This is a genomic window from Reinekea sp. (assembly GCF_046710285.1).
Taxonomy (GTDB): Bacteria; Pseudomonadota; Gammaproteobacteria; order Pseudomonadales; family Natronospirillaceae; genus Reinekea.
Genome location: NZ_JBKEGY010000031.1, coordinates 1 through 18,726 on the forward strand (window position 1 = coordinate 1; position 18,726 = coordinate 18,726).

Genomic DNA, 18,726 nt, shown 5'->3' on the forward strand with positions numbered 1-18,726 from the left:
ATATGGTTATTCATTGCCATTTATCGCGATACAAAAGCAAAAAGAACCACAGCGGTTGTTAAGGCGACAGCGTCGAGCTAATACATGTTACTGGTTTTTCTATATCAGGATTTTTGATTTAACTCAGCCAACGCGGCGTCAAGTGATGAAAATTGGAACTTATAGCCTGACTCGAGCAACTTAGAGGGTACAATCTGCTTGCCCTCTAACAACAACTCTTTGCCCATCGCACCGAACAGTATCTTTAAAACAGAACTAGGCATGTTAAATATTGTTGGTCTATTTAGAGACTTTCCTAGGGCTTTAGTAAAATATTCATTTGTTACTGGGTTTGGCGCAGTACAATTAATAGGACCGCTAATATTTTTAGTTTCTATGGCGAATTTAATTATGCCAACAACATCGTTAATATGTACCCAAGACATCCATTGCTGACCAGATCCAAATTTACCCCCTAAGCCTAATTTAAACGGCAGCAACATTTTCTTTAAAGCACCACCTTGACTGCCCAAAACAACACCTAGACGCAGCAAACAGGTGCGAATACCTAAAGCCTCAGCCTCAAGAGCAATAGATTCCCAGGTCGAGCACACCTCGCTAGCAAAACTATGGTCGGGTGAGCCGTTTTCATCGACCGTGCCCATTACAGGCTCTATTCCATAGAAACCAACCGCCGAGCCACTAATTAGAACGCATGGCTTTTTAACTGTTACTTTTAAAAAGTCTATTAATTCACGCGTTGTTTCAATGCGGCTATTTAAGATTTTCATGCGCTGAGAGGATGTCCAGCGTTTGTCTGCAATAGGTTCGCCGGCCAAATTAATAACGATATCAAACTCGTCGGAGCTTGCTAGCTCGTTAAAGCTTGAAACTGCCCGATAGCTTGATGTTACGAGACTTGCTTGCCGTGTCTTTATCGTTAATTCATGGCCTTCAGAGATTAGATCTCGGCATAGAGCAGTACCAATAAACCCAGTTCCTCCTGTAATTAAAAACTTCATTTTTCAAATCCTTAAACGCTATTAGTTTTCAGATAAAGCTTCAATTTCTAGTCTTATTTGCTCAGCTTGGTCAGTAAGCAATGAGTAACTACGGATATCTCCATTTCTTTGTGCTTGAAAGGCCTTAGCTATCAATTGTTCATATTGCTTTTGTAGCCTTTTTTTGGGGTCCGCTTTGAAGATTGAAAACACAAGATGCCTCACTTTTAATTTGTTGTTTAGAAATTTATGGCTCAGTCACAGCCCATGCTTTGATAAGTTTAAATATACGTTAAATGACTAAAACCAGATTGCTCTGCAATTAAATCTAGCGGCCGCCTGAGACCTCAATAAACGCGCCTGTTGAATAAGCTGATTCTTCTGAAACGAAAAAAGATATCGCGGCGGCCACTTCTTCTGGAGTGCCTCCACGTTTCAGAGGTAGGTTGTTTTTTAACCGATCAACTCGGTTGGGTTCTCCACCGTCAGCGTGCATTTCAGTATAAATTAGACCAGGTCTGACACTGTTCACTCTTATCCCTTCTTCTGCGACTTCTAAGGCCAAACCAATAGTTAATGTGTCCATAGCACCTTTTGACGCTGCGTAATCAACATACTCGTTGGGCGCGCCTAGCCGTGATGCAGCGGATGAGACATTAACTATATTGCCACCGCGATGACCTTGCCTTGTCGACATGCGTTTTATGGCTTCGATGCAACACAAGAAAGAACCAGTCACATTTGTTGCCAAAACTCGGTTAATTCTTTCTGCGGTAAGTTCAACAACTGGAGATTGAGTAAATAAAATGCCGGCATTATTTATTAATACGTCTAATCGACCAAAGTGCTCATCAATTGATTGAAATAGCCGTTGCACGTCATCTTCGTTTGATATATCAGCTTGAATAGCTATTGCTTGGCGTCCAATATTTTCAATCTGTCTTGTTATTTGTTCTGCAGCGAGACGGTTTGCACGATAATTAATTACAATGTTGTAACCATCTTTAGCCAGGCGTTTCGCCGTTGCGGCTCCGATACCACGGCTTCCTCCAGTAATTAATGCTACTTTTACTGCCATATCGGAATTACCTTAAATTTATAATTACTAAAAATAGTAGCAGGAACCGATACATAACCCAAAAGGCTCGCTATAATCCGCCTTTTATTTGATCAAGAGTAATTATGAGAATTTGTGGTATTGAATTAAAAGGCAGTGAAGCTGTCTTATGTGTGTTGGGCTATAACCTAGGCGCTTTCGAGCTACCTGATTGTCGCCAACGGCAAATGGCTGTGTCTAACTCAGAAGACACTGAAACCATTCGTAAATTTCAGTTCACTATTCGTAAACTATTCGAAGATTACAAAGTTGAACGAGTGGCGATTATTAAGCGTGAACAAAAAGGTAAGTTTGCCGGTAGTGCTGCTAGCTTTAAGTTAGAAGCAGCACTGCAGTTATTGGACATGCCAGTTGAGATTTATACGCCTTCAACGATTAAAGACCAGATCAAGCGCAATCCATTACAAACAGACTTCGCTTCATTGGGGCTTAAAAAGTTTCAACAACAAGCATTTAACGTTGCTTATGCGGCACATAATCTTCGTTTATATAAAGATAGTGTACCCGCAGAAGAGGAATAAAACCGCTAAGCATCTGCTAATAATCTATTTTGGCCGATGCTTATTCTGCAGGCCTTGTAAGAAGTTTCTAAGAACCTGATCTTTACAAGGTCTAAAATGCTGGTGATCAGGCTTTCTGAAAAACGCACTAAGCTCTGACTTGCTGAGTCTAAAATCAGCTAACTGAAGTAAATCTAGCATGTCTTCAGCTTGGAGGTTTAAGGCAATTTTGAGCTTACGAAGCACTATATTGTTATTAAGCTTAGTCTCGACCGCGGGTGCAGCCCCCTCTTTTTTACCACGGTGTTTGATTATAAAACCGTTCAAGAAATGCGCTAAGGTTACATCACGGCAGGCTTTGTAAGCCTCTTCTGTGTCGGCTTTGAGCCAATCACTTATTTCGCTTCGGCTGACTTCTAAATCGCCTAACGCGAATATCTTAATCATCGCATCGTCTTTTAAATCATAGATATAGCGAATTTTTCGTAATACATCGTTGTTAGTCATAGCTACCTTAAAAAAATGTTCACCGAGATGATAAAGCAGGATTCTAACAGGCATTTAGCATGAGTTGGTGCTTTTATAGGTTCGAGAGTTCAATTATCTTTAATTCAAGCTCTGTTAAGTTCATTTCAGCTAAATCTATTTTCAAATGTGTTTCGTTCCAAACAATATCTTCGACAAAGCGGTCAAGAATCATGTTAAAACTTGTTTTATCTGGCCGTTTTTGAAACAGTTGAAAAGCAATTTTACAGGAATTCGCTAAGCTCTTGCGCTCATCTGAGCGGTTCAGATAATTACCAACGAGCTGAACAAGCTCTGAGGCCCTATAGGTTTTGAGGGTTTGCTGTATTTGTTTAGTTCGTTCAACTGCATTATTAGCCGATAACTTGCTTATAGACTCTCTGAGCCCTTCAATTATTGCAGAACTAATGGTGTCTTCCCCAATTAATTCTTTGAATTCAATCAGTACCTTATGTGCTTCAGGCGTTAGAGTGATGTTTATAGGTGAAGTGTCATAGCGTTTTTCTTTGCGCCTTCTTTTTTTAGCTGAAAGTGCTTTCCGTAAGCGAGCCCAATCTTCAGATTCAAGTGCATTGTCTAAGATTTTTTGTGCAGCTGTACAAAGCTCATCTGAAGGAACCGCCACATCACGCCATTGATTAACACAGTCCATTAGCGCAGGAATACCCATATCATGGATAGAATGCTTTGGCTGTTCTAACCACTTGGGTAGAGTTAGCTGGTAAGACAACCAATCTAGGCAGTCTAGCCAATCCTTTCGATTAATTTTGTACTTTGGTCTCGCCATATATCTACACGGTAGTCATTTATATATTGATATTAAACTGCATAAGAGAATGATATGCGAGCTTTATTGCTAATAAACTATTATTAACGTTAGTTTGGCAATTTAGATTACACCTAATTCTAGGGCCTTTAAAACAGCTCTAGTGCGATCACGAACCCCTAGTTTAGCCAATATATTCGATACATGGTTTTTAATTGTACCTTCGGATTTAAATATCGCTCGAGAGATTTCTTTGTTTGAATAGCCGCCGGCCATCAATCTAAGAATTTCAATTTCGCGTAAAGTGAGTGGGTCTTGAATTGGATCTCTCTCAACTTTACTTTCGCCATTTTTTTGCAACTCGGTAAAGCCCTTAATGACTCGCTCTGTCACGGCGGGTTGGATAAGTGTCTCACCGCGGCTGACGGCATCTATAGCGTCAACTAAACTCTCCAGCGATACATCTTTTAGTAAAAAACCACGAGCACCCGCTCGAATACCGTTTAAAACCAGTTCATGGTCATCAAAAGTGGTTAAGATAATCACGGGCGTCTCATTACCTAGGTCTTTCAGGGCTTTTAGTGCTGAAATACCATCAAGCTTGGGCATCCGTATGTCCATTAATATGACATCTGGCGAATACTCATCGACCATATCAATAGCTTCTTGCCCGTCAGCGGCTTCGCCGACTATATTGATATGACCTGCAAGGGTTAATAAAGACTTAATGCCTTCTCTAACAAGGTTTTGGTCATCAACTAACATGACATTGATCGTTGGTTTATCGGTATCCATCATATTTCTTCCTTATAAGGGATATGTATTGTTATTGAAAATCCATTTGAGGTGTCTATGGTCACCACACCTTGAACATTATGAACTCGTTCTTTCATACCCAGTAGACCATTGCCTTCAGCTAAGCTGGGCTTAGGGGCACCATTGTCATCAATCTTAAGTAATAAATTCGTGTTTTCATATTTTAAGGATATTTTAATTAGACTGGCGCTTGAGTGCTTTAATGAATTCGTTATACCTTCTTGAATACTGCGGAATAAGGCTTCGGTGACGGCAACTTCGGTAATTTTAATCGACGTATCAATATCCAGCTCTATGTCAATATTCGGTACTTGAGCAATTAGTGCATCTAAGGCATCAAAAAAACTTATTGTTGATTTTTCTCGCATTTGATTAACAGTGTTTCGAACATCTTGCAGAAGTTCTTTTGCAAGCCCATGCGCTTCGGTTATTTCAGTCTTGGCTTCGCCTGTTGTGGTGTAAGTTAAGTACTGTAGTTTCAGAATTAATGCCGTGAGATGGTGTCCAATACCATCGTGTAAGTCTCTTGATATACGCAAGCGTTCGCTTTGTTTGGTTGACTCCTCTAAAAGCGCTTGAGTCGCAATAAGTTCACGATTTAAGGTTGTAATTTCGTCTCTTGCTTCTTGCTCTTGAATAACGCGCTGAGTCATACGAAATGCAAATAGGTGAAAAGCGCCCGCTAATAATGTCCAAATGAATGCATCTGGAATATGCCAAAGCCATTGGTTGAAGATAAAATCGACCAAAATAAGCATCAAAACCCCTAACAATGCGGCTAGGTGATTAAAATACAGTGGCAATAAGGCAGCTAATGCAACGCTAAGAATAACCACGACTCCTGATTCGTTTAAACTACGAATAAGAAGAATTGCCGCAAATTGAGTCAAGATAGCGAAAAAACGAATCAATTTATCGGATTTTCGAGCTTTTTGAGGGCGTGTTGCGAAATAGAAACCTACAATAAACAATAATAAGCCCATCACTAAAATGAACAGTAATATCTGCCCTGTTGGGGTGTTTGTTGGCTGTCCATTTAATGTTAGGTAGCACACCATAGCCCAGGCTAAGTATCCAATGATGCCTTCAAGGTTTTGAGCTATAGAGTTTTGATACAAAGTTAGATGTCCTTTCTATTCGGCTAGTGACACACGAAAACAGTGTATCTTGATTTGTGATCCATCGCACAGTGACTAAGGTCACTGTTGCTATTCACTAATAAGCATGATGATATTAGCCAATGCAGAGTTCGACAATGAAAAAGACAGCACAACTTCATATATTTCTTGATGAAAACATCACCGGAAGAGACTTTGTTGTTTCTGACCTACACGGCTATCGTGAGCAATTAGATAAAGCCCTAGCCGATGTTTCATTCAATCCTAAGAAAGACCGCCTAATATCTGTTGGAGACTTAATTGATCGCGGGCCTGATAGCATTGAATGCCTAGACTTACTCGAAGAGCCATGGTTTTGGTGTGTGATGGGCAACCATGAGCAACTACTCATCGAAGCAATAGAGCATCAAACGGATGCGCTATGGAGTCGCTGGCTTCTTAATGGCGGTAGCTGGGTGCTGGAGCGCGATGATACTGAAGTTGCTAGTTTTGCAACGACACTAAAGTATTTACCTCTGACCATTACAATACCAGTGCAAGGCCACCTAATAGGTATTTGTCATGCAGAATACAATGAAGAGTCATGGCTCACTCGGAAAACGGCCTCAGAGCAGGTTCAAGCTGATTGGCTTTGGGGGCGAAATCGAGTTAAGTCGAAGAATAGCCAGGCAATTAAAGATATTGATTGGGTCTTTAGTGGGCACACTATCGTCCCTGATGTAACGGTTTTGGGGAACAGCGTATTTATAGAACGTGGCGCATATTTAGATAACCCAATGACTCTCATTAATTTAAATCAATGGGTTATAGACCAGTAATTCGGCACTAAAATTCTAATGTTAGGCCGAATTAAAAGGTTATAAATTAGCTATATGGCTAATACAAACAAAGTGTTCTTAACTAACTGCTAAGCCAACAAATCTCGATGGTTCGCGCATCGTTACAAACTCTTCTGCAGCTGTAGGGTGTATACCGATCGTATTGTCAAAGTCATTTTTTGTCGCACCTGCTTGCAATGCAACACCAATCCCCTGAATGATTTCACCTGCATCATGCCCCGCCATGTGGCAACCAATAACTTTATCTGTCTCAGTATCTACCAACAACTTCATTAGCATACGCTGAGGGTTACCGGATAAGGTGTTTTTCATCGGTCTAAAGGCACTATCAAATACAGCCACCTTATTGAATTTAACCGCAGCCTGCTCTTCCGTAATACCGACAGTTCCCAAGTTAGGCTGGCAAAATACAGCTGTTGGGATCAGGTCATAACCAACTTTGCGTGGCGCTTTATCGGAAAACAAGTGATGTGCAACATACATTCCTTCGGCAAGTGCTACCGGTGTTAGCTGTACTCGACCAATTACATCGCCTACGGCAAAAATATGTGAGACAGATGTCTGATAATGTTCGTTTACTGAAATTTCACCATGATGGCCCTTAGTTAATCCGGCGTTTTCAATTTTCATTGGGTCAACAAGTGGCTTCCGGCCTAGCGCGCAAATGATGGCATCGGTAACAACAGTGGTTCCATCGTTATAGGTCGCTTTAAGTTGACCATTATCGAGCTTTTCTATGGCATCTATCGTGCTGTTGTAATGTAGGTTTATCCCAGATGATGCTAGCTCTTCTGATACGAAGTCTCGAACTTGCTGATCGAACCCACGCAACACTGGCTCGCCACGATAAACTTGATGTGTTTCACATCCTAGGCCATTAAGTATTCCAGCAAATTCTACCGCAATGTAGCCACCACCAATGACTATGGCATGTTTTGGAAACTTATCCATGTAGAAAAATTCGTTTGACGTCATGACATGTTCAGAGCCAGGTACTGAAGGTTTAAATGGCCAGCTCCCTGATGCAATCAATATGTTTTTAGCGGTATAGCTCTTATCGCCTATTTTGACCTGATGAGCCGTCTCAAATTCTGCATGACCATCAATGATCTGAACACCTGCACTTTCTAGCATGCGCTGGTAAACGCCATTTAATCGTTCGATCTCTGTGGTCTTGTTATCTCGTAGCTTTACCCAATCAAATTGGGGTTTGCTGTCTACCGTGTAGCCATAACCTGCAGAATCTTTAAAATGCTCCTGGTATTCTGAAGCATATACGAATAATTTTTTCGGGACACAGCCGACGTTGACACAGGTTCCGCCTAAATAGCGAGATTCGACAACTGCTACACGGGCACCCATAGAGGCCGACATTCGAGCTGCTCTAACGCCACCGGAACCAGCGCCTATTACTAAAAGATCAAAATCAAACTCCATAAAATCTGCTCCGTCACGTGATATTAAAAAAAGGCCGAATATCGACCTTTTAAGCTTTTTATATTGAATTGTAGCCCTCGCAGCTAAGCGGGGTTCTCAGAATAATTGGGGTTTGGCCGGTATAAAATATATTCTTTTTGCGGACCTAAAGGTAATTCTGTAAAGACTTCATAGCCGAGTCCTTGGTAAAAATTTAGATACTTATTATTACCAGTATCTAAAAAGAGACCTATCGAGTTGTTATCTTTATCTGTCATCTCATGAATACTGTCCAAAAGCTTCTTACCTAAGCCCTGCTTTTGGAAGTCTGGATGTATACCAATTAGGCTGACCATTCTATGGTTTTTAGCCGGTAAGCTGTCCTGAACATCATTAATGTACTCAACGAAACGTCGTGTACCCTCAAAACCAGCGGTTAATATCATTTTAAAACGCCACAAGACCTGGCTTGAAATATCCATTTTCAACTCTAGATCACTAAAGAAAGCAATACCGATTAAGCGTTCTTCTTTTTCATGTACTACACCTAAAACAAATTCATCTCGGCTGAAATGAAGTTTAATTAGCTCACGGATGGTCGCTCTGATGCGCTGCTTGTAACCTGGCCTATGTGCATCGAGTAAATACTTGAAAGTCGGCTCATCTTTATATGAATGAAAGAGTAATGAGCGTGCTTGGCGAGAATATCGATCATCTAAACGAACAACCTTTACTTCATCAAGGTCGATTTGAGGCATTTTTTGGTTCCTACTTTTTTTATTATGTATCCATTTAGAGTAATGTCAGTTTAAAACGAATACAAGGGCTTTGCTTTAGCTATTTGGTAAGCTAAATGTCGCTCGAACCGTCACAAAACCTGGTTTATTTCTACTTTCTAAGCTTAACTCAGCATGGCTAATGCCCATAGACTCAAGGCCAGCAAGCCACTTAACAACAGATGGATACCTCGCCTCTTCTAACCAAACCTTAAGGTTATTGCCATCAGGCTCAAAACGCTGAATGGTCAGACCGTTACGAACTGCTTGACGGCGAATTTCCGAATTTAGTGAGCTTGTTGAAAATGCCGGTCCCGATTGATTGTTCGCCAATGCTTGTGGTGCTATTGCAACAAGTTCGTTAAAGGTGGCTTCAGCTCTGCTTAATGCGTCCTGTGCGTCATTCTGATATTTTTTAATCGGTAAGATGACTAAAAAAATAACGATGGAGAGGCTTAGGCTAGCAGCCAATAAAACAGCTGCCTTTTTATCTCGGTCGCTCAATTGCATCCATTGGTCGTTAAATTTTGATGTGATCGCTTCGAACATAATTTAGCCCCCTTTCACACTTTTAAACTTGGCTCTGACGGCGTCCCGGTCTTGACTGGCTGAGTACTCAACTTGATAACCTTTGCCGATTAGCGTGGTTTTTAGAATTTCGAAATGATTGAAAGCGTCAGGGTTACTTTCACTTGCAATAGTAAAGTTAGTTTCATTTCGACTCTGATTGAACCTAAAGTCTTCAAGCAATAGTGTTTCTTCCGCACTGCGCAGATCATTTAATAGCGTTAGGGCATTGGCACTCTCAGCCTGTCCTTGCTGGGTGCTGAGTGAAGCCGCTAGCCCCCTCATCTCCCGGACCATTAATGGACGTTGAATACGTTTGTTGCTGCCAAAAACTTGTTTAAAAACCGTTTCACTGGCTGCCCATGTCTGATTAGCCCGTTCGTTTACCTTCATACTGGTCAAACTAGACGTTACTGCCCATATAACTAAAACAAACAGTGCTGCTATTGAAACGGGCAACCAATATTGAATTCGGTTATTGCCTTTATTTGGCCGTAAACCTGCGGTAATAAGATTACCGAGTGTTTTGTTACTTGATGCAGCCTCGTGCCAAGTGGCTAGATCGCTTGGTTCCTGTACTACCCATTGCACTTGATGACCATTTGATTCTAACGAAGTGACTAAATGGCGCGCTGGACCATCGGTGTCGGCACTATAAATAATAATAGAAATGGTTTCTTCTAGTGTCGATTGGCTTAGCCAATGTTCAAACCACTGGGGGAAGCCTTGGTGGTGCGCCTCCATAGAAATAAGGCCTGAGCGTAACGTGACCTTGCCGTTATCAACTCTTAATTCAACATCATGAGTGCCTTGATTCGGCAGCACAAATTGCCCTGCATCGTAGGCTTCAAAAACAGTCAACTGACGAGCTTTGAGTGTTTGTACCACTGTAAAAAAGGGGTCTTTGGCGGTAGCAGTCACCATAACGGTACCGTCATGCGGTTTACCTATCATGACTAGATGCATATCTTCGATATCTTGGGCAAGAAACTCTTCGGCTGCGAAACCGATCATTTGTGACGAAACGCGTTTATTGCCTTTTGGTATTTTTAGCGGGAACGTTGTAAACCATCGAGTTGGTAAAAACAGACGAGTAGCGACATTGGCTAAATTACGTTGCTGAACTTGATCTTGCAGCTCTTCCAGCGCACCATGGAACTGTTTATCATCATCAGCCCAGTACCAGCTTAAATCATGCGCTTGCTGCCAATAAATACTCAGTTGAATGCTCATATTGAATCCATCATTCTATAATATCTTCGTCGTTTTCAATTTTTTGGCCTTTAATCGGATCACCCGGTATTCTATTTGCGCTAACGGCTGACCTGTTTCGCATTACGATTATAACTTCTTGATTTAACCGAGAGAGCAAACTGGCTTGAGTTAGGGCTTTATCTTCTATAGTGACAGAAGTATAAAGTTCGAACCATTGCGATGAAACGGTTAGCTCGGGAATATTGACCGATTTATCCTGATTTATCGTAAAGACTGGGTATTTTTTGAAATCCTCGATATTTTTGAAGCCATCTTCGCCCCTATCCGTCACCATTTTATTCGCGGTTTCCAGGTCAATAAAAGGCGCCACGATCTGTAATATTTCAACCGGTGCCGTATTAATATTTAATGCGCTATTTGCAGGCAGTGCACTTAAGTAAGGCGCAATCTCTTTATAAGTATCTGGCTCAATTGCGTTGAGTAGATTTAACTCAGATATGTCTGCTATTGGCTGAAACGATGGAGAATAGGTTGGCAGCTTGTCTAAATACAAATACTCTGCTCCGCTGTCTTGATCGAACCACATATAAAGCTCGTCGGCAATCTCAGGGTCTGAACCTATTAACGTTAATAGTTGCTTAAGCCCGACTAAAGCGGACTCTCTAAATTTACAATCCATTGAAAGCCAATTGACATTAAATCGGCCTTGAAGATCATTTAACTCAGTTTCGAGTAAAGCTTTGGGTTCGGTTAATGGGAATATGCCTTCAGTCACATTCCAACGTTCATAGAGGTGATCTGTTTGTGAATTTTGCTCATCAAGAATCAACACCACCTTTGCAATAGTTTCTGCGCTGTCGAGCATCACGGTTGCCTGTGAATAGAACAAAGATTGTAAAGCTCGTTCAATATTTAACCTCTGATTTAACTGTAAATTAACAGCGACAATGCTCAGCAATGCAAATATCAAAAGTACTTGCAGCAAGGCTATGCCTTTTTGTTTAACCATTAGGCGCCTCTGACTGTTGTGTGCCAATTTGCATGGGAGTAGATATCAGCCGCTTAAATTCTCGGCCGTCATCTAATTCTATATTTATCTCGACAGCCTTTACTTGCAGTGGTACCGAAATCGCCGGATCATAATTCTCTGGCAACTCAGACACTAACTGGCCTTCGCCGGTGGTTTCATCAACGACTAAAAATAACCATTCAAGTGAACTTATATGTTCGCTTAATATTTGGTGCCGCCATTGTAAGCTGCCGTCGTCATCAAGCTGAACGGTAAAGCTTCGTACTAAGCATGGGGTGTTCAGGGTCTCATTTGTTGAACTATAAGCACAAAGCTCACTGCCACGAGGTGCTAATCGATATTGAACTCGCTGCAAGGTCGAACGTTGATAAGTTTGATACGGACTAACAGCCCATCCATTACGAGTTAGCTGCAAACCTTCAAAATCTAGAGTCAGGAACTCATTGTATTCACCATAAGGTGTTCTAACTTTTCGGTAGGGAGCGAGCTGCGAAAAGTCTCTTTCAATGACTCTCATGGTACGCGCTAGCTCGGTAAACAAGTTACTTTGTGCCTCAACATTTTTCTTAGTATCGACACTGATACTAAATAGCCGAAAAGACACAACAGCAATGATTGCAGAGATAGCCATTGCAATTAGCAACTCAATAAGTGTTAAGCCTTTTTGATGGGTCATTGCTGCACCTGAGCCTGCACTTCACCGATGACAGCGTGTAGCCTATCTATAACAGCATTTTCTGTCATTAAAATCGCCCTAACCTCTACGCGGCGTAATGAAGGACCAATAATGTCTACTTCTACATTGAATGACTCTACTTCGATGGACCAGTCATTATTGTTAAATTCAATCGTATCTTTACTGATTCCAGGTTTAGGTAGTGCTCCAGACAATCTCAGTTCAGTTAGCGCATTCTGCGTTAACCATCGTGCACTTTGCTGCTCTTCTATTTGTCGAGAACTTGCTATGGTTTGGGTGTTCGCAATAGAAATAGCAGAGGCCATAACAGCAAAAACAACTAACGCAACCATCACTTCGACAAGTGTAAAACCAGCATTACTTTTGTTCACGAGTCACCCTCGCACGATTGAACCCGTCTGCTAAAACAATTACCTGTTCATCGCTATAATTTTGATCATAAAAATTAATTAGAAAAGTTGGGAAATATTCTTCCGATGGCGTAACGACAATATGAGGAACTAAAAACTCATCTTCATCAGGCGGAGTTACCTCAAGGTCTACCCAATCGCTTAGTTCAATATCTAAGAATAGCTCTAAGTTTAACGAATCAGGGAAAGTGAAAGTGCCTAAGCTTTCATGAGCGTTCCAAACAATATCAGGTTCAGCTTCTTCTAAGTCGCCTTCCCGCCATGACAAAGTTAAAACGCTTGTTTCAGTAAAGTATAAACCAACATCCTCGCCCGACAACAGGGCGTTGTCGATGACTTTGTCAAACCAATACTGGAATGCGTAAGATTTTTTAAGTGTTTCTTCAAGCGGATCTTTAGTGGTAGTGGCTAATGAGATCATGCTCAAGACAACACCCATTATAAGAATGACGACCAACACTTCAATGAGTGTAAAACCTTTGGAGTTACGGCAGGTCATCACTTTCATAGCTACTGCGCTGCAGAGGAAATATCGGCATTAACGCCATCACCACCTTCAACAAAATCAGCACCATAAGATATGATTTCTGGTACGGCGCTGTCATTTATATAACCATATTCCGTTCCCCAGGGATCTGTCGGCTTGTCTTTTAAGTAAGGGCCGCGCCAGTTTTTCGGATCAGGGACTCCAGAGGGCTTGCTTACTAAAGCTTCTAACCCTTGATTGGTTGATGGGTAATGAGAATTGTGTAAACGGTACATTTCTAGGGCATTTTCAATTGTTTTCATATCAATTGCAGCAGCATCAATTTTGGCTTCATCACCACGCCCCAATACATTTGGCGCTACCAATCCAATAATGACGCCTAAAATAACAAGCACAACCATTAACTCTATAAGTGTAAAACCCGTTTGCTTTCTCATCTAACTTACTCCAAACATATTCTGATGGTAATTAACCGGCTAATGTATTCATTGTTAACATAGGCAACACAATGGCCAATACGATAATTAAGACAATCACACCCATGACTAAAATCATCAACGGCTCAAACAAACTTAAAATACTGGAAATTAAAATTTGTATTGATTTTGTTTCCGCGTCAGCGGTTTTTTGAAGCATGGTATCTAATTCACCACTGGCTTCTCCGCTACCTATCATGTGTAGCATCATGGGTCGAAAGTAGCCTGCTTCCTTTAAGGCTTTATACAAGGACCCACCTTCACTGACTTTGATAGCTGCTGTTGCAACTCGTTTTTGAATTTCCAAATTTGTCACTACCTGAGTAGCTATTCTCATGGCCTCAACTAACGGCACTCCGCTGCTAGAAAGCATGGCTATCGTACCGACAAATCGCGAGGTATTAAATCCTTTTGAGATACGAGCAACCAACGGCAACTTTAAATACAGCCGATGTGTACGAATGCGTCTTGAGGGATTTTTATTAAAAATAATTAAACTGATGATAACAAACAGAGTAAATATCAACCCTTTACCCCAGTGTGCTTGTATAGCCTCACTAATTTTAAGTAAGGCTCTTGTGGGCCCTGGCAATTCAGCACCTGAATTCACAAACACACCCACTATCTCAGGTACAACGGTATTAAGGAGCAAAATAACAATGCCAATTGCAATAATACTCAGAATTGCGGGGTAAATGCTCGCATTTAGAACTTGGGCGTTAATAGCTTGTTGCTCTTCCATGTAGTCGGCTAACCGATCCATTACATCATCAAGATGGCCGCTGTGCTCACCTGCACTTACGGTTGCTCTATATAAAATCGGGAACGCTCTAGGATACTCTTCTAAAGCTTTAGCTAAACTGTAACCTTCTAAAACCTTTGAACGAACACTGAGCATGATATTGCGGACCTTTACTTTTTCCGATTGCTCTGCCGCCGCGCGTAAGCACTCTTCTAACGGCATACCTGAACCGACTAAGGTCGATAATTGACGCGTGACAAGCGACAAATCTGCAACCGACAATTTTGGCCCCAAAAGTATATACAGGCCATTGCTTTGCTTGCGTGCTTTGGTTGATAGTTCTACTGACTCTACATACCAGTCTTTATCACGAAGCTGTTGTCGAACCTGGCGTGCACTGTCGGCTTCTAAAGCACCCTTCTTCTTTTTACCGTGCTCATCGAGTGCAACATAGGAATAAGCTGCCAAACTAATAGCTCCTGTTTACTCGTAGAATTTCTTCAATGGTGGTAAGGCCTGCCAGTACCTTGTCTTTGCCATCATCCATTAATGAAGGCGTGACATTGCGTGCATGTTTTTCAAGCTCAAGATCGCCTGCATTTTCATGTATTAGTTGGCGCATTCCATCATCTACTTTGACTAGCTCATATAAGCCCAAGCGACCTTTATATCCGCTGCTCTTACAGGCATTACAACCCTTAGCTTGGTAGATTTGAATATTGTCAGTTGGACTGACACCTAAAAATTCGCGTTCTTTTTCATCGGGTTGATACTGTGTTTTACATTCATTGCACAAAGTTCTCACTAGGCGTTGCGAAACCAGACCAATGACGCTGGACGACAATAAAAATGGTTCAATACCCATATCTTGTAAACGAGTTACAGCACCAACAGCTGAGTTTGTATGCAAGGTACTCAAGACTAAATGGCCTGTTAAACTCGCTTGTACTGCAATTTCTGCGGTTTCTAAATCACGTATTTCACCAATCATGACCACATCGGGGTCTTGACGAAGAATGGCGCGTAGCCCTCTAGCAAAGGTCATATCTACTTTTGTATTTACCTGCGTTTGACCAATTCCGGGCAAGCCATACTCGATTGGATCTTCAACCGTCATGATATTTCGAACTTGGCTATTAAGTGACTGCAGCGCGGCGTACAAAGAAGTGGTTTTACCAGAGCCAGTAGGCCCGGTGACCAAAATAATGCCATGTGGTCGAGTGATAAGCTCTTGCATAACCACTAAATCACGATCCGCTAACCCTAAGTGAGTTAAATCTAAGCGACCGGCTTGCTTATCTAGTAATCGCAAAACTACTCGTTCACCATGGCTAGAAGGAATTGTTGAGACACGCAAGTCTACTTCACGACCGGCAACTCGCAATGAAATACGACCATCTTGTGGGAGCCGCTTTTCTGCAATATCTAGCCGTGCCATAACTTTAATACGTGACACCAATAAAGAGGCTAATGCTCGTTTGGGCTGCACCACTTCACGTAAGACACCATCGACCCGAAAGCGAATAGATAAACGTGTTTCAAAGGTTTCCACATGAATATCAGAAGCGTTTTCACGCACAGCTTCGGTTAAAATTGCGTTAATGAGCCTAATTATGGGCGCATCGTCGACCTGATCCATCAAATCTTCGGTTTCAGGTAGAGAGTCGGCTAACGAGCTTAAGTCCATTGATTCGCCAAGCCCTTCAACCATCTGCATAGTTTCATCGGAATCAGTTTGATAGGCCTGATTAAGTGCCTCTGAAAATACGTCATCGTTGACCTGCTCTAGGAGCAACAAGGACTGCGCAATTCGCTGGGCTTCTTGCATAGCAATGAGATTTGCGTGTTCAGTATAGAGTAACCGCGCACCATCGGCAGAACGATAGTCAATAATAACCCCGTGCCGTTTAGCAAAAGAAAATGGCAATTGTCTTTCCAAGCGTATAAGTCCTTATAATCATTATTAGCCGACTGAAACGAATTTAAAGATATACTCTAAGGTATTGATTCTCCATAAGTTTCACGCGTCCTTTACATCTTTTTCACTGGTCCAACGTTGCATGACACTGACTAACTCTTCATATTGCAGTGGCTTAGATAAGAAATCATCCATGCCTGCGGCGAGATATTCACGCTCTTGTTCAGCAGATTGCTCAGACGTCATCGCTATAATTGGGATATGTGTTCCCATTTTAGTTTCAATTTGCCTAATTTCTTTTGTCGCTAATAAACCATCTAGCCTTGGCATATAGCAATCCATTAAAACAATGGCGTATTCATTCTCAGTAAATCGTGCGATAGCTTCGTGGCCATTGACTACTGCCTCTACTTCAGCGCCCATTTGCTCCAACATGGCGATCAAAACGCGTTGATTAAGTAGATTATCTTCCGCTATCAACACCTTGACCTGTTTTTCGCAGATGTATTTGTTCTCAGTAGTTTCATCAAACACTTCGATTGCATTTCTCAATGCATGCAATAACTGATCACGTGGAGCCGGTTTTTCTATAAAAACAGACTTAACTGATAAGTTATTAACGATATTTCGCTGCAATTCTGAGGCGTAAATTATTAAATGTGTGTTTTCGCTTAGCTGACTGGACAAATCATTTAGCTGCTGAATTTGCGACAAGGCTTTTTGGTCTTCGACCGATAGGTTGACCAGTACAAAATCCACCTTGAGTTGCTTAGCTTGTTCTAATAGTTGTTCTAATGTCAGCTTTTGGACCTCCATGTTCCAACTTAGAAACTCAGCATTAAGTGCCCTTTCTGAAAGTGGGCTAAGATCTACTAATATAATAGAACGGCCAGACATATGTTTCGATGGCTTAAAGGAACTGGCCTGTTGCGTGGTTGCTTTTATAGGCAGTTGGACTTCAATAGTTTTTAAGTCTCCTTTAGCTCTAATATATATTTTAGCGCCCATTGCTTTAAACTGAGCTGTCGAGACCATCAGCGTTAATTGATCTGAAATATCTTCATCTTCAGGAAGGATCGCCATTTGCCGATCGACTGCGGCACTAAGGTCTGACTTTTCCATTTCGTTATTCATAAAATAAAAAGACAATACTAATAAATCGTTATCTTTTTCAGTGTCTATGCCAATTTTTACGGTAATCTCACCCTGCTCTGCCGAATCTAAGGCAAAATCTAACATACGACGAAAGGCATTTGATAACCAAGTAGGATCCGATTCAATGCGTTCAGGAACCTCGGGGTGGTACAGGTAGGACAACTCTCTACCATGCTCATGCGCCTTTGGTCCCATATCTGCTAACGTATGCTCTAGGGTTTTTCGTAAATTAAAAACAATGGCTTTTGGTACTCGAGTTTGATCACGCTGCTCAATAAATGCTTCTAAATCACTCATTAAATCTAAGATAGAAAAGCCTGATCGTCTTGCTATTGTCAACATACTGCTATTTTCTTGGTCTTGTTCTTCTGAACTTAGCATTCCCAGAACGCCCAACAGACCGCTTAATGGTGTTTTTAATCGGAGTAATATTTGCTGTACGAATCGTCGATTGGATGATTTTTCAACGGTTGTTGCTTCTCTTGCTTGCTCTAAGGCAGTCAATCGAAGTTTAAATTCAGTGTTTATCTTTAAAAAACTCCAGACCAATTCTGATAGTCGAGAGGCAGTCATGACTAAATAAGCATATAAACCAATAATAGACACGCCTATGACATAGCCATGAGAGTCGTTTTGAAAACCAAGATAGTAGACGGCTACTGGCAAAAACAGAATCGCCAAGTAAACGCGGACGGTATTGCCATATAGAGAATAAACAAAGGTCCCTCCCGCTGCTATCGCAGAGGTATAAAGGATACCTAGCAATAAAATTGGGTGATCTGTCGCTGTAAAAAGCCGATAGCCTAAGTAGCTTGACCAAATACCCGCATGAAGGATGCCTGATAAAATAAATCGCTCACGCCATTTTGTAGGTCCGCGTGAATACCAGTTTTCAAATTGCGCTATCATCACAAATCGCCAAGCAGCCATAATGATCAAAGCAAAGCCAAAGAAATAAACGGTATCTGGAATGGGTGATACATTATCGCGAATGTAAGCTTCAAGAACAATAAAAAGGCCAAAATGCAGTAGCGCGCTAGGTAAACCTTGTCGACTTAAGGTTTGGTCTATCTTCTTGAGAGTTGCCCTATCTTTCTGGGCTTTATGCTTTGGCTGAAAGAATAAGCTCATGATTAGTTCGTTATTTACAAAATTGCAACTATACGCTGGAATCGC

Annotated in this window: 21 protein-coding genes; 2 read left to right on the top strand and 19 right to left on the bottom strand. The window is 41.5% G+C overall.

Annotated elements, in window-relative coordinates; translation table 11 throughout:
• Positions 1 to 104: 104 nt before the first annotated feature.
• The 3 genes from ACI882_RS16150 to ACI882_RS16160 form a co-directional block, all read right to left on the bottom strand.
• Positions 105 to 1,001, bottom strand: a complete 897-nt coding sequence (locus ACI882_RS16150; RefSeq protein ID WP_411746573.1) for a TIGR01777 family oxidoreductase — start codon at positions 999 to 1,001, stop codon at positions 105 to 107.
• Between the two features lie 21 nt (positions 1,002 to 1,022).
• Positions 1,023 to 1,205 carry a DUF6435 family protein gene (locus ACI882_RS16155; protein WP_411748545.1) on the bottom strand — a complete coding sequence of 61 codons (183 nt, stop codon included), beginning with the start codon at positions 1,203 to 1,205 and terminating at the stop codon, positions 1,023 to 1,025.
• 103 nt (positions 1,206 to 1,308) lie between these two features.
• Positions 1,309 to 2,058, bottom strand: coding sequence for an SDR family oxidoreductase (locus ACI882_RS16160; protein WP_411746571.1), 750 nt, complete (start codon positions 2,056 to 2,058; stop codon positions 1,309 to 1,311).
• A 104-nt stretch (positions 2,059 to 2,162) separates the two neighbouring features.
• Here ACI882_RS16160 and ACI882_RS16165 point away from each other — a divergent pair, with 104 nt between their 5' ends.
• Positions 2,163 to 2,618, top strand: a complete 456-nt coding sequence (locus tag ACI882_RS16165; RefSeq protein ID WP_411746570.1) for a DUF3010 family protein — start codon at positions 2,163 to 2,165, stop codon at positions 2,616 to 2,618.
• A 24-nt stretch (positions 2,619 to 2,642) separates the two neighbouring features.
• Here the strand turns inward: ACI882_RS16165 and ACI882_RS16170 are convergent, their stop codons facing one another.
• The 4 genes from ACI882_RS16170 to ACI882_RS16185 all read right to left on the bottom strand — a co-directional run bounded on the left by ACI882_RS16170 (position 2,643) and on the right by ACI882_RS16185 (position 5,822).
• Positions 2,643 to 3,104, bottom strand: coding sequence for a DUF1456 family protein (locus ACI882_RS16170; protein WP_411746569.1), 462 nt, complete (start codon positions 3,102 to 3,104; stop codon positions 2,643 to 2,645).
• Positions 3,105 to 3,177: 73 nt separating this feature from the next.
• Positions 3,178 to 3,909 (bottom strand): hypothetical protein, encoded by a 732-nt coding sequence (locus tag ACI882_RS16175; protein ID WP_411746568.1) that lies wholly within the window; start codon positions 3,907 to 3,909, stop codon positions 3,178 to 3,180.
• 102 nt (positions 3,910 to 4,011) lie between these two features.
• A complete protein-coding gene (locus ACI882_RS16180; protein WP_411746567.1) occupies positions 4,012 to 4,686 on the bottom strand; it encodes a response regulator in 675 nt (224 codons plus the stop codon).
• Positions 4,683 to 5,822, bottom strand: coding sequence for a sensor histidine kinase (locus ACI882_RS16185; RefSeq protein ID WP_411746566.1), 1,140 nt, complete (start codon positions 5,820 to 5,822; stop codon positions 4,683 to 4,685). The genes ACI882_RS16180 and ACI882_RS16185 overlap by 4 nt, the downstream gene beginning before the upstream one ends.
• 137 nt (positions 5,823 to 5,959) lie before the next feature.
• Between ACI882_RS16185 and ACI882_RS16190 the strand changes: the two genes are divergently transcribed.
• On the top strand, positions 5,960 to 6,640 hold the full coding sequence (locus ACI882_RS16190) for a metallophosphoesterase (RefSeq protein WP_411746565.1): 681 nt from the start codon (positions 5,960 to 5,962) through the stop codon (positions 6,638 to 6,640).
• 78 nt (positions 6,641 to 6,718) lie between these two features.
• On the opposite strand, the gene gorA is transcribed toward ACI882_RS16190, so the two are convergent.
• The 12 genes from gorA to ACI882_RS16250 all read right to left on the bottom strand — a co-directional run bounded on the left by gorA (position 6,719) and on the right by ACI882_RS16250 (position 18,681).
• A complete protein-coding gene (gene gorA / locus ACI882_RS16195; protein ID WP_411744713.1) occupies positions 6,719 to 8,098 on the bottom strand; it encodes a glutathione-disulfide reductase in 1,380 nt (459 codons plus the stop codon).
• 83 nt (positions 8,099 to 8,181) lie between these two features.
• The gene (locus ACI882_RS16200) at positions 8,182 to 8,835 is read right to left on the bottom strand and encodes a GNAT family N-acetyltransferase (RefSeq protein ID WP_411744712.1); all 654 of its coding nucleotides are present in this window, start codon (positions 8,833 to 8,835) and stop codon (positions 8,182 to 8,184) included.
• 75 nt (positions 8,836 to 8,910) lie between these two features.
• Positions 8,911 to 9,402, bottom strand: a complete 492-nt coding sequence (gene gspM, locus ACI882_RS16205; RefSeq protein ID WP_411744711.1) for a type II secretion system protein GspM — start codon at positions 9,400 to 9,402, stop codon at positions 8,911 to 8,913.
• Between the two features lie 3 nt (positions 9,403 to 9,405).
• Positions 9,406 to 10,653 carry a type II secretion system protein GspL gene (gene gspL / locus ACI882_RS16210; RefSeq protein WP_411744710.1) on the bottom strand — a complete coding sequence of 416 codons (1,248 nt, stop codon included), beginning with the start codon at positions 10,651 to 10,653 and terminating at the stop codon, positions 9,406 to 9,408.
• Between the two features lie 10 nt (positions 10,654 to 10,663).
• Positions 10,664 to 11,644: a type II secretion system minor pseudopilin GspK gene (gspK, locus tag ACI882_RS16215; protein WP_411744709.1), complete on the bottom strand. Its 981-nt coding sequence runs from the start codon at positions 11,642 to 11,644 to the stop codon at positions 10,664 to 10,666.
• Positions 11,637 to 12,341 carry a type II secretion system minor pseudopilin GspJ gene (gene gspJ, locus ACI882_RS16220; RefSeq protein WP_411744708.1) on the bottom strand — a complete coding sequence of 235 codons (705 nt, stop codon included), beginning with the start codon at positions 12,339 to 12,341 and terminating at the stop codon, positions 11,637 to 11,639. Before gspJ ends, gspK begins: the two co-directional genes overlap by 8 nt.
• Positions 12,338 to 12,733 (bottom strand): prepilin-type N-terminal cleavage/methylation domain-containing protein, encoded by a 396-nt coding sequence (locus ACI882_RS16225; protein ID WP_411744707.1) that lies wholly within the window; start codon positions 12,731 to 12,733, stop codon positions 12,338 to 12,340. The genes gspJ and ACI882_RS16225 overlap by 4 nt, the downstream gene beginning before the upstream one ends.
• A complete protein-coding gene (locus ACI882_RS16230) occupies positions 12,720 to 13,280 on the bottom strand; it encodes a type II secretion system protein (RefSeq protein WP_411744706.1) in 561 nt (186 codons plus the stop codon). Before ACI882_RS16230 ends, ACI882_RS16225 begins: the two co-directional genes overlap by 14 nt.
• Before the next feature lie 2 nt (positions 13,281 to 13,282).
• Complete coding sequence (gspG, locus tag ACI882_RS16235) at positions 13,283 to 13,696, bottom strand: type II secretion system major pseudopilin GspG (protein WP_411744705.1); 414 nt, start codon at positions 13,694 to 13,696, stop codon at positions 13,283 to 13,285.
• A gap of 31 nt (positions 13,697 to 13,727) precedes the next feature.
• Positions 13,728 to 14,945, bottom strand: coding sequence for a type II secretion system inner membrane protein GspF (gspF, locus tag ACI882_RS16240; RefSeq protein ID WP_411744704.1), 1,218 nt, complete (start codon positions 14,943 to 14,945; stop codon positions 13,728 to 13,730).
• Between the two features lies 1 nt (position 14,946).
• Positions 14,947 to 16,416, bottom strand: a complete 1,470-nt coding sequence (gene gspE, locus ACI882_RS16245) for a type II secretion system ATPase GspE (RefSeq protein WP_411744703.1) — start codon at positions 16,414 to 16,416, stop codon at positions 14,947 to 14,949.
• Between the two features lie 81 nt (positions 16,417 to 16,497).
• On the bottom strand, positions 16,498 to 18,681 hold the full coding sequence (locus ACI882_RS16250; protein ID WP_411746564.1) for a response regulator: 2,184 nt from the start codon (positions 18,679 to 18,681) through the stop codon (positions 16,498 to 16,500).
• Between the last annotated feature and the right edge of the window lie 45 nt (positions 18,682 to 18,726).